The organism is Tistlia sp. (genome assembly GCF_040905785.1).
GTDB lineage: Bacteria > Pseudomonadota > Alphaproteobacteria > Kiloniellales > DSM-21159 > Tistlia.
This window is the reverse complement of record NZ_JBBDQW010000052.1, coordinates 1-14,316: the sequence shown is the minus strand read 5'-3', so window position 1 is coordinate 14,316 and position 14,316 is coordinate 1. Positions and strand designations below refer to the sequence as shown.

Genomic DNA, 14,316 nt, shown 5'->3' with positions numbered 1-14,316 from the left:
GCGCCTCCGTCGCTTCGTGGTGAGCCTGTCGAACCACGCAAGCGCGAGGACGCCACCTACTCCGCGGCGTCGCCGGCGTCGCGCCCCTGGCCCTTCTCCAGCTTGGCGGCCAGCGAGGCTTCCAGGAAGTCGTCGATGTCGCCGCCCAGCACGGCGTCGGGATTGCCCTTCTCGACGCCCGTGCGCAGGTCCTTGATCATCTGATAGGGCTGCAGGACGTAGGAACGGATCTGGTGGCCCCAGCCGATGTCGGTCTTGGTCGATTCCTCGGCCTCGGCCTCGGCTTCGCGGCGCGCCAGCTCGTGCTCGTAAAGCCGCGCCTTCAGCATGGCCATGGCCGTCGCCCGGTTCTTGTGCTGCGAGCGGTCGTTCTGGCACTGCACCACGATGTTGGTCGGCAGGTGGGTGATGCGAATCGCCGAATCGGTCTTGTTGATGTGCTGACCGCCGGCGCCCGAGGCCCGGTAGGTGTCGACGCGCAGGTCCTTGTCGAGGATCTCGATCTCGATGTTCTCGTCGACGACGGGGTAGACCCAGACGCTGGCGAAGGAGGTGTGGCGCCGCGCCTGGCTGTCGAAGGGGCTGATGCGGACCAGGCGGTGGACGCCCGATTCCGTCTTCAGCCAGCCGAAGGCGTTGTTGCCCTTGATGGTGAGGGTCGCCGACTTGAGGCCGGCCTCCTCGCCCTGGCTTTCCTCCAGCCACTCGACCTTGTAGTCGTGCTGCTCGGCCCAGCGCGAGTACATGCGCACCAGCATCTCGGCCCAGTCCTGGGCCTCGGTACCGCCGGCACCGGCGTTGATCTCGAGGTAGCAGTCGTTGGCGTCGGCCTCGCCGGAGAGCAGCGACTCGAGCTGCTTCTTCTCGGCCTCCGCGCGCAGGCGCTTGAGCTCGGCCTCGGCCTCGGCCAGGGCGCCCTCGTCCGCCTCGGCCTCTGCCAGCTCGATCAGGGTGACGGCATCATCGAGGCCGCCCTCGAGCTTTCGGTAGTCGCCGATCAGGCCCTCCAGCGTGCTGCGCTCGCGCATCAGCGCCTGAGCCTTGGCGGCCTCGTTCCAGAGACTGGGATCCTCGGCGAGGGCGTTCAGCTCCTCGAGGCGCTTGAGGGCGCGATCCCAGTCAAAGATGCCTCCTCAGCAGCGCCAGGGCCTGCTTGATGGCCTCGACGTCCGCCTGCAATTCCGCGCGCATGGCTTTGCGCTCCCGCTTCTCGTGCTCGTCGCTCGGTCGGCCTTATAGCCGACCGGCGCGTGTTCCGTCCAAGGGGCTGTTCGGTCCCCGGCCGCGTCAGTAGAGGCCGCCCGCCGTGGCGCCCGCCGGCTGCGGCGCCTGCTGCTGGTAGTCGGGCTGCTGGCCGGGCTGCGGGTACCCCGGCTGCTGGACGCCTGGCTGGCCGGCGCTCCGGCCTTGGTCCTGCTGCGCGCCCGGCGGCACCTGGAGCGGCTGGTAGGGCGAGCCGGGCTGCTGACCCTGCGCGGCTCCCGCCTGGCCGTAGGGCAGGGCACCCGGGGCGTAGGGGTTGTCGACGCCGTAGGCGGCATAGGGCTCGGGGTCCAGCGCCTTGTAGGCGGTCTGGCTGGTCGGCTCGGTGCCGGGCTTGAAGGCCTCCCAGATCACGCCCTCGTCGCCCGGCTGGGCCAGCCGGCCGGTCGCCTGGGCGACGCGCACCAGGCTGACGCCGTCGGGCCGGCGGAACGGGATGTCGGGCGTGTCCTCGAAGGCTTCCTGCGCGAAATCCTTCCAGATCGGCAGCGCCGCGCGCGAGCCCGCCTCGCCCTCGCCGAGGGTGCGCGGATTGTCGAAGCCGATGTAGACGCCGATCGCGAGATCGGGCGAGAAGCCGACGAACCAGGCGTCCTGGTAGTCGTTGGTCGTGCCGGTCTTGCCGCCGACCGTGATGCCGAGGTCGCGCAGCCGCACGCCGGTCCCGCGCTGGACCGCGCCCTCGAGCATCGAGACGATCTGGTAGGCGCTGATCGGATCGACGATCTGCTCGCGCTCGTCCGGCAGCTTCGGCGGCGGGCCGCCCTCGTAGGGGGTGCCGCAGCCTGGGCAGTCGCGCTTGTCGTGGCGCCAGACCGTGCGGCCGGTCTTGTCCTGGACGCGGTCGATCAGGCTCGGCTCGATGCGCTTGCCGCCGTTGACGAGCATCGCGTAGGCCGCGGTCATGCGCAGCAGCGTGCTCTCGCCGGCGCCGAGCGACAGCGATAGCACCGGCCGCGGGTCACGCTCGAAGATCCCGAAGCGCTGCGCGTACTCGACGATCTTCTCCATGCCGACCGCCTGGGCGAGGCGCACGGTCATCAGGTTGCGCGACTTCTCGATGCCGACGCGCAGCGGCGTGGGGCCATAGAACTTGTTGGTGTAGTTGGCGGGCTTCCACTTCGGCAGCCCCGGCCCCTGGTCGATCACGAAGGGGCCGTCGACGACGATCGAGGCCGGCGTGAAACCGTGGTCCATCGCCGTCAGGTAGACGAAGGGCTTGAAGGAAGAGCCGGGCTGCCGCTTGGCCTGGCTGGCGCGGTTGAACTCGCTGCGCGCGTAGGAGAATCCGCCGGCCATGGCACGGACCCGCCCGGTGTGGGGGTCGAGCGCGACCAGGCCGCCCTCCACGTTGGGGATCTGGCGCAGGCCGTAGACGCCTTCCGGCACGGGCTCGCCCGCCGCCTCCGGCTCGACCGGCGAGACCAGGACCAGGTCGCCGGCGGCGAGCACGTCTGCGGGCTTCGAGGGCGCGCGGCCGACCCGCTGGTCGTCCAGGGTCTTGCGGGCCCAGGCCAGCGCCGCCATGGGAATGCGGCCTTGGCTGCCGTCGGGCAGGCCGACGGTGGCCGCCTCGCCGCCGACCTCCAGGACCAGCGCCAGGCTCCAGGGCCCGGCGCCCTCCGGCTTCGGCAGCTCGGCCAGCTTGGCGGCCCAGTCGTCGGCCCAGTTCTCGGGCAGCCCGGCGGTCGCCCCGTCTCCCGCGGTCTCGAAGCGCCCGACGGGGCCGCGCCAGCCGTGGCGCCGATCGTAGGCGATCAGCCCGCGGCGCAGCGCGCGATCGGCGGCGGCCTGCAGGGCCGGGTCGAGCGAGGTGCGCACCGACAACCCGCCCTGGTACAGCCCGTCGTCGCCGAACAGCGAGACCAGGACGCGGCGGACGTCCTCGGCGAAGAACTGTCCCTCAGAGGTGGTGTCGCTGGCGGCGCGGCGGTGGACGACGAGCTCCTCCTGGCGCACCCGCTCGGCCTGCTCGGGGGTGATCCGGCCGTCGTCGAGCATGCGCCCGATGACCCAGTTGCGCCGCCCGACGGCGGCCTGGTGCCGGCGGACCGGATGGTAGTTGTTCGGCGCCTTCGGCAGGGCCGCCAGGAAGGCCGCCTCGGCCAGGGTCAGCTCGGCCAGCGACTTGTCGAAGTAGTTGAGCGCCGCCGAGGCGACGCCGTAGGAGCCGGCGCCGAGATAGATCTCGTTGAGGTAGAGCTCGAGGATGCGGTCCTTGCTGTAGGCCTTCTCGATGCGGAAGGCGAGGATCGCCTCCTTGACCTTGCGGTCGATCGAGACCTCGTTGGTCAGCAGGAAATTCTTGGCGACCTGCTGGGTGATGGTCGAGGCACCGACCGGCCGGCGGTCGCCGCCGAGGTTGCGCAGGTTGATGACGACGGCGTTGAGGATGCCCAGGGGGTCGACGCCGGGGTGCTCGTAGAAGGTCTTGTCCTCAGCCGACAGAAAGGCGTCGATGACCTCCTGCGGGATCGCCTTCAGCGGCACGAAGATGCGGTTCTCGGTGGCGTACTCGTTGAGCAGGCGACCGTCGCCGGCATGCACGCGCGTCACCATCGCCGGATCGTATTCGGCCAGCGCATTGTAGTCGGGCAGGTCCCGGCCGTAGTGCCAGATCCCGTAGACGAAGGCGCCGCCCGCCAGCACGACGCCGACGAGCCCGAGCCCGAGCATCCAGAAGAACAGTTTTCTCAGGCTCCGCACGTGCCCGCTCCCGTTATCGCCAGAAGATCCCGCCCGCGGCGGAACCGGCGCCCCGACCCGGGCATCCGTCGCCGCGCCGCACCGCCGTCCGCCGTCGACCCTGTTTCCCGTAATATGGGTACGCTCGCCGAAAAATGTAGCAACACCGTGATTGTTCCGTCAGGCGCCGAGCCGCCCGCCCGGGCGCAGCGGCGGCGGGGGTTCAGCGATGCGCCTGCTGCACCGTGAAGTACTGGTCGATCGCCTCGACCAGCCCGTCGATTACCTTGGCGCGGTGCTGGGGCGTGCGCAGCGCCCGCTCCTCGTCCGGGTGGGACATGTAGCCGACCTCGACCAGCACCGAGGGCACGCTCGGCGACTTCAGCACCGCGAAGCCGGCGTAGCGATGGGTGCGCTTGAGCAGGTGCAGGGACTTGCCCAGGGAGGACACCAGGATGTTGCCCAGGCCCTTCGAGAGATTCATCGTCTCGCGCTGGGCCAGGTCGATGAGGATCTGCGAGACGACCTCGTTCTGTCCGGAAAGGTCGACGCCGGCGATGATGTCCGCCTTGTTCTCCTTGGCCGCCAGGGCCGCGGCCTCGGAGTCCGAGGCGTTCTCCGACAGCGTGTAGACCGAGGCGCCGCGCAGGCTGCGCGAGGCGTTGGTGTTGGCGTGCAGGGAGACGAAGAGGTCGCCGCCCGCCTCGTTGGCGATCTTGACCCGGCCGCGCAGCGGCAGGAAGCGGTCGTCGGCGCGCGTCATCACGACCCGGTACCGGCCGGTCTTCGCCAGCGCATCGCGCAGCGCCAGCCCGTAGCCCAGCACCAGGTCCTTCTCGTAGATCCCCGACACGCCGGTCGCGCCGGGATCGACGCCGCCGTGGCCGGGATCGATGACCACGGTCGGCCGGCTGTCGCCGCTCGCGCTCGGCGCGGCCGGCAGGGCGACGGCGATGGTCGGCAGCGGCCGGTCCGACTCGATCGGCGGGCGGCGGATCTCCGCCAGGAAGGCGGCGCCGTCGGCGGGTCCGATGTCGAGGACGAAGCGGTAGCCCTTGCCGTCGCGCGGCGGCAGCACGAAGGCGTCGAGCACCCGCGCCGGCCGGTTGAGGTCGAGCACGACGCGGCTGGTGCCGGGCGTGAACAGGCCGTAGCGCAGCGCCCCGACCAGGCCCATGCCGTCCTGGGAGGCGGCGGCCGGCCACTCGACCGCCGGCAGGTCGACGACGACGCGGGCCGGATCGGCCAGGCTGAAGACCCGGAATCCGGGCGCCTCGGTCAGCTCGATGACCAGCCGGGTCTTGTCCGGATGGATGCCGAGCCGCACGTCGTCGACCGCAGGCTTGGCCTCGGCCGTCGGCTGCACCAGCAACAGCGCACCCAGAAAAAACAGAATCCGCGCGAACATCCCCGGTTCCTTCAAGTCTTTCGAGCCGCAGGTTTCGCGAATCGCAGCGGCCGTCAAGATGAATCCTAGATAACCTTTCGAAGAGTCTTGGAGCAACGATTAATTAAGCGTGTACGGGGCCCTGAGCCGGCGGTGCCGGCCGCTCCGGCGGACGCGCCACGGCACCGCGAAAGCCGTTGTGGTGCCGCAACTTTCTCCCTATGGTACGGACGCTGCGCGCCCTTCGTTCACGCAAGGTGAATGCTTCGGGCGCGCCGGTCCCACCGCGCGCGGGTTCCAGCGGGATGCCGCTGTTGCGCAGCGCGGAAGCGGCGGCGACCGGAAGGCATGCAGACGACAGACGGTCGGCGGCAGTGGCCCGGTAGGGGCCCTTGTCGTAGCGCCGACCGACCCGGCCAGGGACGCCGTGCCCTCGGCCGGACCGTGACCGAGGATGGATCGAGCTCGATGCCGAGTACCGGAGTGACAGAGACTCTTACGGCCCGTCCGCTCGACTCCTCGCCCCAGCACCAGTTTGTCAGTTCAACTCGAACCAGCGTCGCGACGCCGCGCGCGCGGACCTCCACGGTCTCCGCGCATCCGGCCGGCCGCGCCCCGGAGATTTTCTTCAATGGTCAAGCGTATGCTCATCGATGCCACCCACCCGGACGAGACCCGGGTCGTGGTGCTCAGCGGCAAGACAGTCGAGGAGTTCGACTACGAAACCGCTAGTAAGGCCCAGATCAAGGGCAACATCTATCTCGCCAAAGTCACCCGCGTAGAGCCGTCCCTGCAGGCGGCGTTCATCGAGTACGGCGGCAACCGCCACGGCTTCCTGCCGTTCAGCGAGATCCATCCCGACTACTACCGCATCCCGATCGCCGACCGCGAGGCGCTGATCGCCGAGGAGGCGAAGCTGCGCGGCGAGGCCGTCGAGGCCGCCGCCGACGAGCAGGACGGCGCAGGCGCCAACGGCGAGGCCGCGGACGAGGAGGAGGAGGAGGCGCCCGCGCGCCGGCAGCCGCGCCGGCGCCGCGCCCGCGACGCCGAGTCCGACGAGGACTCCGGCTCCGGCGAGGCCCGGGGCGGCGTCGAGGAGATCGCCCAGGAGACCAAGGTCGACACGGTCGGCGGCGAGGAGGTCGAGGACTCCGCGCGCCGCCGCGCCCAGCTGCTGCGCCGCTACAAGATCCAGGAGGTCGTCAAGCGCCGCCAGGTCATGCTGGTTCAGGTCACCAAGGAGGAGCGCGGCAACAAGGGCGCCGCGCTGACCACCTACCTGTCGCTGGCCGGACGCTACTGCGTGCTGATGCCGAACACCGCCAAGGGCGGCGGCATCAGCCGCAAGATCGCCAACGCCGCCGACCGGCGCCGGCTCAAGTCGGTGGTCGGCGAGATGTCGATCCCCGAAGGCATGGCGGTGATCGTGCGCACCGCCGGCAGCCAGCGCACCAAGGCCGAGATCAAGCGTGACTACGAGTACCTGCTGCGCCTCTGGGACGACGTTCGCGGCAAGACCTTGCAGTCGACCGCGCCCTGCCAGATCCACGAGGAGGCCTCGCTGATCAAGCGGGCGATCCGCGACCTCTACGACCGCGACATGGAGGACGTGCTGGTCGAGGGCGCCGAGGGCTACAAGGGCGCCAAGGACTTCATGAAGATGCTGATGCCTTCCCACGCGCGGAAGGTGAAGCCCTACGACGACCCCTCGATGCCGCTGTTCCACCGCTACCAGGTGGAGAGCGAGCTGGACGCCATGTACAGCCCGCAGGTCCAGCTGCGCTCCGGCGGCTCGATCGTGATCAACCCGACCGAGGCCCTGGTCGCCATCGACGTCAACTCGGGCCGCTCGACGCGCGAGCGCCACATCGAGGAAACCGCGCTCAAGACCAACCTGGAGGCCGCCGACGAGGTCGCCCGCCAGCTGCGCCTGCGCGACCTGGCCGGCCTGATCGTCATCGACTTCATCGACATGGAGGAGTCGCGCCACAACCGCGAGGTCGAGCGCCGGCTCAAGGAGGCCATGAAGTCCGACCGGGCACGCATCCAGCTCGGCCGGATCAGCCCCTTCGGGCTGCTCGAGCTGTCGCGCCAGCGGCTGCGTCCCAGCCTGTTCGAGACGGCGATGATGCAGTGCCAGCGCTGCATCGGAACCGGCTACGTCCGGGCGCCCGACGCCGCGGCCCTGGTCGTGCTGCGGGCGCTGACCGAGGAAGGCGTGCGCAAGGGCGGCGGCGAGGTTGAGGCCACGCTGCCGCTCGAGGTCGCGCTGTACGCGCTCAACGAGAAGCGGCCGCACCTGATCGAGCTCGAGCAGCGCTTCGGCCTGCGGGTCCTGGTCCGGGCCGGCGACCACATGGGCCCCGCCGACTTCGAGATCAAGCGCCACTCGACCGAGGCCTCCCCGGTCCACGCCCTGCGCGAGGCGCCGGTCGAGGCGCCCGAGGAGGAGGAGGAGGAGCTGGAGGCCGAGGAGGAGGGCGCCGAGGAGCGCGCGCCCCGCGAGACCCGCGACGAGGAGGAGGGCGCCCGCCGGCGTCCGCGCCGGCGCCGCGGCGGACGCCGCGAGCGCGGCGAGGAGCGCGGCGACGCCACCGTCTCGGACCGCGGCGACGCCACCGTCTCGGACCGCGGCGGCTTCGGCCCCGAGGAGGAGGCGGAGCGACCCGACGTCGGCGCCGCCGGCGCCGAGGAGGAAGGCGAGGAGCCGGACCGCGAGCGCCTCTCGGCCGAGGAGACGGACGAGGACGGCAAGGCCAAGCGGCGCCGGCGCGGCCGGCGTGGCGGACGACGCCGCTCGCGGCGTCGCCCGGAGGATCAGGCGGTCGAGGGCGCCCTTGCCGGGAGCCGCGACGGCGAGTCCGGCCCGGCCGGAGACGGCACGCGGGACGAGCCGGCCGACGCCGGGGGCGAGGACGACCGGGACCGGCGCGACGACCGGGGCGGCTTCGGCGACATGAACGACCCGCGCGCCGAGGAGGAGATCCACGGCGAGCAGCCGGCCGCCGCCGAAGCGGCCGCGCCTGCCGCGAGCCGCAGCGAGACGGCCGAGCCCGCGCCCGAGGAGGCGCCCGAGACGCCGGCCAAGCGGCCGCGACGCAGCCGGGCCCGCAAGCCCGCCGCCACGGCCGAGGCCGCGATGGCGGCTACCGAGGCGCCCGAGGCGGTCGCTACGGAGAATGCCGGCGTCGAGACGCCCGAGGCGGCTGCGGTCGAGCCCGAGCCGGCCAAGCAGCCGGCGCGCCGGCGCCGCAAGGCCGCGGCCGAGCCTGTGACGGAGGACGACAAGCCGGCGCCGAAGGCGAGAAAGCCCGTGACCCGCACGCGGCGCGCCAAGGCCAAGACCGAGACGGCGGTCGCCGAGCGGGCGGCGCGCGAGCCGGCCGCGGCCGAGGCCGCCGTGCCGGCAGCCGCGCGCAACGGCGCCGCCGAGGCGGAGGAGCCGACGCCGGCGCCCGAGGCCGCGGCGCCTGCGGTTGCCCCGGAGCCCGTTGCCGAGCCGGTTTCCGCACCGGCTTCCCGACCGGCTCCCGCGCCGGCGCCATCCCGCCCGGCCCCCGAGAGCGCGCTCGCCGAGGAGTCGGAGGACGACGATCAGCCCCGCCGCAAGGGCTGGTGGAACCGCCTGATACCCTGAGGCGCCCGCTGCCACGGCGACGCCGAGGATGCGACGGCCCTTCCCCCCGGGAAGGGCCGTTTCGCTATCCGCCTCCGGCCAGAGTCGCGGTCAGCGGTTCCGGCGCAGCCAGTCGGCGAGGCGCTCCGCGGCCTGGGCGACCTCGCCCTCGGGCCCGGCGAAGGACAGGCGAACCGTGCGGCTGCCGCGCCCGGGGTCGAAGTCGATCCCCGGCGTGATCGCGACCCCGGTCTCGGCGAGGAGGCGCCGGCAGAAGGCCTGGCTGTCGTTGGTCAGGTGCCCGACGTCGGCATAGAGGTAGAAGGCGCCGTCGGCCGGCGCCAGGCGGTCCAGGCCCGCCGCCGGCAGCCGCTCGAGCAGCAGCGCCCGGTTGCGCGCATAGCCGGCGACGTAGCCGTCCAACTCCTCGGTGCAGTCGAAGGCGGCGATGCCGGCGTACTGGGAGACCGATTGCGCCGAGATGAAGAGGTTCTGGCCCAGGCATTCGACCGGCCGCGCCAGCTCCTCGGGCAGCACCAGCCAGCCGAGGCGCCAGCCGGTCATCGAGTAGTACTTGGAGAAGGAGTTGACCACGATCGCCCGGTCGTCCCGCTCGAGCGCCGTCACGGCCCGGCTGCCGTAGCCGATGCCGTGATAGATCTCGTCGGAGACGAGCCGGACGCCGGCCTGGCCGCACCAGTCGGCCAGCGCCGCCATCTCGGCCTCGCCGAGCATCGTGCCGGTCGGGTTTGAGGGGCTGGCGACGATGACGCCGGCCAGCGGCCCCGCCCGCTCGAGCAGCGCGGGCGTCGGCTGGTAGCGCTCGGCGGGGCCGGCTTCGAGCAGCACCGGCTCCAGGCCCAGCGCGCCCAGGATGTTGCGGTAGGCCGGGTAGCCGGGCGCCGCCAGCGCGACCCGGTCGCCGGGATCGAAGGCCGCCAGGAAGGCGAGCAGGAAGCCGCCGGAGGAGCCTGGCGTCACCGCCACCCGCGCCGGGTCGACCTCGACCCCGTAGGTCTCGGCGTAGTGTCGCGCGATGCGCCGGCGCAGGGCCGGCAGCCCGAGGGCGTCGGTGTAGCCGATCGCCTGCTCGTCGATCGCCCGCTTGGCCGCCGCGCGCACCGCCGCCGGGGCGGGCGTGCCGGGCTGCCCGATTTCCAGGTGCAGCACGTCGGCGCCCGCCGCCTGGCGCTCGTTGGCGGCGCGCAGCACGTCCATCACGATGAAGGGCGCGATGTGGCCGCGCGCGCCGACCTTCAGGGCCATCGATCCTCGACCCCGCTACTCGACCCGTTCCGAAAGGCCGGTGCCGCGCGGATCGGAGATCACCTCGCAGTCGCCTGCCGTACCTCGGCTCGGGCGCAGGCCGTTCGGGCAGTAGAAGGCCTCGACCAGGCTGGGGACGCCCAGGATCTCCGGGTTGTCCCCCTGGGAGCGCAGCGCCTCCAGCCCACGGCTCGAATAGCCCTGCTCGGCGACCAGCTGGCCGTTCGGCAGGCGGCCGATGCGCGGCAGGTCGATCGCCTCTTCCAGCGAGTACTCGCCTTCCAGGGTCGGCCGCGCAACCTGGAAGAAAGTGCCCGGCGCCAGATCGCCGCCGGCGACCGTCATCGCCAGGCGGGTCTTGCCGGTGTTCTCGTTGCCGACCAGCGCGACGACAAGGGTCGGGGCGTTGGAGGTGCCCGGCGGTGGCGGCGCCGCGAAGATCAGCTGGTCGCCGCGCGCGACCTTGCCGCTGCCGAAGAAGTCGTTGAGCGTGAAGGAGCAGGCGACGGCGTTGCCGACGCGGTCGCCGACGACGAAGCCGGCCGAGGGCACCGGTAGGTAGACCGCGCTGCCTGCTGGAGAACCGGCCCAGAGCTGCTCGGCCGCCGCCTCGGAGATCATCTCCTGGCCCGGCACGCCGGCAAGCTCCGTCGCCCTCGGCCAGTCGTTGCGCGCGATCAGGGCGCGGATCTCGGCCTCGGTGAAGAGCACCGGCCGCTGGGCCCCCGCCCCATCCCAGTCGCGCGCCTCGGTGAGCATCTGCCAGAGCTGGCCGGCCAGCACGCCGCCGCCCGAGGGCATCGGCGGCAGGTAAAGCACGTCGTCGCCCGCCGGCAGGCGCAGGGGCGCTCCGACCCCGGGCACGAAGCCCCGGATCTCTTCGGCGCCGAGGCGGATGCCCTGCGCCTGGGCGGCCTCGGCGAGCCGCTCGGCGACCGTGCCGCTGTGCAGGTAGATGCCGCCGCGCTGGCGGATCCCGCCGATCAGGGCGGCGATGCCCGGCTGCGTCAGGCGCTCGCCCTCGCGCAGCGGGCGGCCGTCGCGGGAGAACAGCGCCGCCAGTTCGGGCTGGCGCCCGAGCAGGCGTTGGGCGGCGGTCAGGTCGTTGGCCAGGGCGCGGCTGATGGGATGGCCGAAGCGGGCGAGGTTCTCGGCCGGCGAGACGACGAGGCCCCATTGCATCACCCCGCCCTGGGCGTGCAGCACCGCGAGGCCCCGGGCCATGCCCGGCGCGACGCCGCCGGCGCCGTTGCCGAGCGGCGCGAAGGTCACCGCCGTGGCTTCGCGCGCCTCGCTGTCGAAGGCAAGGCAGACACCGCCGCCGCCGAGTCCGACGCGCGACGGCAGCGTGACGGAAAGCGCGAAGCCCATGGCGACCGCGGCGTCGATGGCGGTGCCGTTGTTGGCCAGGATCTCCCGGCCGACGACGGTGGCGTTGGGCTCGTCGGCGGCGACCAGCCCGGCGAAGCCCTCGACCAGCTCGACCCTGCCGAGCTCCGGCGTGCTCTCGCAGGCGGCCAGGCCGGTGGCCAGCGCCAGACCCAGCACGCCCACGCGGCCTGCCCGGCCGCGGCGCACGAAGGCGTGACCGGTCGGGCCGCCGGCAACGCGTTGCATGCGGGGGCGCCCGCGCCTACCTTCGCCTGAGAAAGGGAGCAACGGAATCGTGCTGCGGACACTGCTGCGAGCCTCGGCCAGCCACCTGGTTGCGCTTCTGGTCGCCTCGACGCTCGTCGTCTCGACGAGCTCGGCGGCCCTTGCCCAACAGATGCGGCTTCTGCGCGACGCCGAAATCGAAAACACCATCCGCACCTTTGTCACTCCCGTCCTCCAGGCTGCCGGGCTGAACCCTAACACGGTCACCATCTACTTGGTCGAGGACCCGCGTCTCAACGCCTTTGCCACGACCAACCAGCGCATGTTCCTCAACAGCGGCTTCCTGACCGCGACCGACGGCCCCGGCGAGGTCATCGGGGTGCTGGCCCACGAGGCCGGCCACATCGCCGGCGGCCACCTGAGCCGCATGCGCGACGAGGTCGCTGGCGCGCAGATGACCAGCCTGGCGGCGGCGCTGCTCGGCATCGGCGCCGCGCTCCTGACCGGCGATCCCCGCGCCGCCTCCGCCGGCTCCGTGATCGGCGGCGACATCGCGCTCAAGAACTTCCTGCAGTACAGCCAGAGCCAGGAGCAGGCCGCCGACCAGGCGGCGATCACCTACCTGCGCGGCGCCCATTACAACCCCGAGGGCCTCGTCGAGTTCATGCGCAAGCTCGACGGCCAGCGGGTGCTGAACGCGATCCGCCAGGATCCCTATCTCTCGACCCACCCGATGACCGACTCGCGCATCCGCTTCCTGGAGCGCGAGGTCGCGCAGTCGCCCTACAAGGACAAGCCCTGGCCGCCGGAATGGCTCGAGATGTTCGAGCGCATGAAGGCCAAGCTGATCGGCTACCTGGAAGCGCCGGCCGCCGTCGCGCGCGCCTATCCCGCAAGCGACGACAGCCTGCCGGCACGCTACGCCCGGGCGATCTCGACCTACCGCAACAGCTCCTTCGCCGACGCCCTCGTCCAGGTCGAGGCGCTGATCGCCGAGCGGCCGCAGGATCCCTTCTTCCAAGAACTCAAGGGCCAGATCCTGCTCGAGAGCGGCAAGGTCGCGGAGGCGGAGGGGGCGTACGGCAAGGCCGTCGAGCTGCTGCCGGGCGAGCCGCAGCTGCGCCTGCAGCTCGCCCTCGTGCAGATCCAGACCAATAGCCCGGCGACGGACCAGGCGGCCCTCGAGAACCTCACCAAGGTCCTGGCACGGGAGCCGGGCGACGCCTCGGCCTGGCGCCTGTCGGCGATCGCCAACGGACGGCTCGGCAACGAGGGCATGGCCGCGATGTCGCTGGCCGAGTACAACTTCGCGCGCGGCGAGTGGCGCGACGCCCGGGGCCAGGCCGAGAAGGCGATGACGCTACTCACCGAGCACTCGACCGGCTGGCTGCGCGCGGCCGACATCGCGGCGGTCGCAGAACGCAACCAGGACCGGGCCGACAAGCGCTGACACAGCGGCCAAGGCCGACCTTTTCCCGGGAGACCGACCAGATGACCACCCGACTGTTGCCCGCCGGCCTCGCGGCCGCCCTCTTCGGCGCCGTCATCGCCTTCTCCAGCCCGGCGACCGCCCAGGGCGCGCTGGAGGCGGCCGAGAAGGCCGAGATCGAGGCCGTGATCCACGACTACCTGATGGACAACCCGGAGGTCATCCTCGAGGCGATCCAGGGGTTCCAGCAGCGCCAGAAGGACCAGGCGGAGGCGCAGCGGCAGCAGGCGGTGCGCGACTCGCTGGCGGCGCTGCGCGAGGATCCGGCCGATCCGGTGCTCGGCAACCCCCAGGGCGACGTCGTGGTCGTCGAGTTCTTCGACTACCAGTGCGGCTATTGCAAGCGCGTCGCCGAGGGCCTGCAGCAGGCCGTCGCGGACGACGGCGGCATCAAGCTGGTCATGAAGGAGTTCCCGATCCTGGGCCCGGCCTCGATCCTTGCCGCCAAGGCCGCCCTGGCCGCCGAGCGCCAGGACCTCTACGAGCCCTTCCACTGGGCCCTGATGCAGAACAAGGGCTCGCTCGACGAGGCCGCGATCGACGCCGTCGCCGCCGAGGTCGGCCTCGACCTCGAGCGGCTCAAGGCCGACATGGCCGATCCGAAGATCGACGAGCGGCTGGCCGAGAACTATGCCCTGGCCGAGCGGCTCGACATCAACGGCACGCCGGCCTTCGTGATCGGCGAGGAGCTGGTGCCCGGCGCCCTGCCCATGGAGCAGTTCCGCCACCTGGTCGAGCGGGCGCGCCAGGGCTGAGCAAGGGGTGGCGGGGCCGGCCGGATCCGCGCACCGGCCGTTGCCCCGGTGCCGGAGCGCGTGCTAGCTCTAGCCTGGATTTCTCATACTGGAAGGGGTCGTCACGTGGGTTATCGTCGGACAGGCAAGGAGAAGCGCGCAGCGCGATGCGGCGCATCGGGCAAGCGCTTCGACGCGGCCTGTGCGGCGATAACCCGCGCCCTCCGGGTCGCTCCTGGCGGGCTCGCCCGCGGCGTCGAAGCCCTCGAGCGTAGCTTCG

The 14,316-nt window shown here is 72.0% G+C and carries 8 protein-coding genes; 3 read left to right on the top strand and 5 right to left on the bottom strand.

Annotated features, from left to right (window positions below; genetic code table 11):
* Positions 1-56: 56 nt before the first annotated feature.
* From prfB to WD341_RS11855, 3 genes are all read right to left on the bottom strand, one after another.
* Positions 57-1,191, bottom strand: a protein-coding gene (prfB, locus tag WD341_RS11865; protein WP_368425668.1) for a peptide chain release factor 2 whose coding sequence is annotated in 2 segments (ribosomal slippage) — positions 57-1,121 and positions 1,123-1,191 — 1,134 coding nt in all. Because the reading frame shifts where the segments join, the coding sequence is not laid out codon by codon here.
* A 96-nt stretch (positions 1,192-1,287) separates the two neighbouring features.
* Positions 1,288-3,939 carry a PBP1A family penicillin-binding protein gene (locus WD341_RS11860; RefSeq protein ID WP_368425762.1) on the bottom strand — a complete coding sequence of 884 codons (2,652 nt, stop codon included), beginning with the start codon at positions 3,937-3,939 and terminating at the stop codon, positions 1,288-1,290.
* Between the two features lie 232 nt (positions 3,940-4,171).
* A complete protein-coding gene (locus WD341_RS11855; protein ID WP_368425667.1) occupies positions 4,172-5,356 on the bottom strand; it encodes an N-acetylmuramoyl-L-alanine amidase in 1,185 nt (394 codons plus the stop codon).
* A gap of 610 nt (positions 5,357-5,966) precedes the next feature.
* Here WD341_RS11855 and WD341_RS11850 point away from each other — a divergent pair.
* The gene (locus tag WD341_RS11850; RefSeq protein WP_368425666.1) at positions 5,967-8,972 is read left to right on the top strand and encodes a ribonuclease E/G; all 3,006 of its coding nucleotides are present in this window, start codon (positions 5,967-5,969) and stop codon (positions 8,970-8,972) included.
* A 90-nt stretch (positions 8,973-9,062) separates the two neighbouring features.
* Here the strand turns inward: WD341_RS11850 and WD341_RS11845 are convergent, their stop codons facing one another.
* Together WD341_RS11845 and WD341_RS11840 are read right to left on the bottom strand one after the other, a co-directional pair.
* On the bottom strand, positions 9,063-10,217 hold the full coding sequence (locus WD341_RS11845) for an aminotransferase class I/II-fold pyridoxal phosphate-dependent enzyme (protein ID WP_368425665.1): 1,155 nt from the start codon (positions 10,215-10,217) through the stop codon (positions 9,063-9,065).
* Positions 10,218-10,232: 15 nt separating this feature from the next.
* Positions 10,233-11,834, bottom strand: coding sequence for a gamma-glutamyltransferase (locus tag WD341_RS11840; protein WP_368425664.1), 1,602 nt, complete (start codon positions 11,832-11,834; stop codon positions 10,233-10,235).
* A 49-nt stretch (positions 11,835-11,883) separates the two neighbouring features.
* Between WD341_RS11840 and WD341_RS11835 the strand changes: the two genes are divergently transcribed.
* Positions 11,884-13,263: a M48 family metalloprotease gene (locus WD341_RS11835; protein WP_368425663.1), complete on the top strand. Its 1,380-nt coding sequence runs from the start codon at positions 11,884-11,886 to the stop codon at positions 13,261-13,263.
* Between the two features lie 41 nt (positions 13,264-13,304).
* A complete protein-coding gene (locus tag WD341_RS11830; RefSeq protein ID WP_368425662.1) occupies positions 13,305-14,057 on the top strand; it encodes a DsbA family protein in 753 nt (250 codons plus the stop codon).
* Positions 14,058-14,316 lie beyond the last annotated feature (259 nt).